Source organism: Microbispora sp. KK1-11 (genome assembly GCF_006874435.1).
Taxonomy (GTDB): domain Bacteria; phylum Actinomycetota; class Actinomycetes; order Streptosporangiales; family Streptosporangiaceae; genus Microbispora; species Microbispora catharanthi.
This window is the reverse complement of the sequence record NZ_VIRJ01000173.1, coordinates 1-358: the sequence shown is the minus strand read 5'-3', so window position 1 is coordinate 358 and position 358 is coordinate 1. Positions and strand designations below refer to the sequence as shown.

General features: G+C 72.6%; 1 protein-coding gene. It reads left to right on the top strand.

What is annotated here, in order from left to right; genetic code table 11:
• Positions 1–358, top strand: a 358-nt coding sequence (locus tag FLW16_RS43250) for a DUF222 domain-containing protein (protein ID WP_142566746.1), incomplete at both ends; no start/stop codon positions are given.

The following is a 358-nucleotide window of genomic DNA, read 5'->3' as shown; positions in this document are numbered from 1 at the left end:
GGGCAAGGCCGGGGCGGCGGAGGTGGCCAAAGCCGGCCGCTACCTACGCGCGGTGCTCGACCCCGACGGGGAAGACCGCGACGAGCAGGCCGACTACGCGCGGCGGTTCCTGCGGGTCCGCCCCACCAAAGCTGGGGGCCTGGAGGGCGAGTTCTACCTCCCGGGCGAGGCGGCCGCCCGGCTGCGGGCCCTGCTGGACGCCTACGCCAAACCGCGCGCGGAGGGCGACGACCGGCCGCTGCGAGTGCGTAACGCGGATGCGTTCATCGCGCTGCTGGAGGAGAAGATCGCCACCGAACTCCTCGTCCTGGTCAACGCCGAATCCCTCCCCACCGATCCCGACCCCACTGACCCTCAA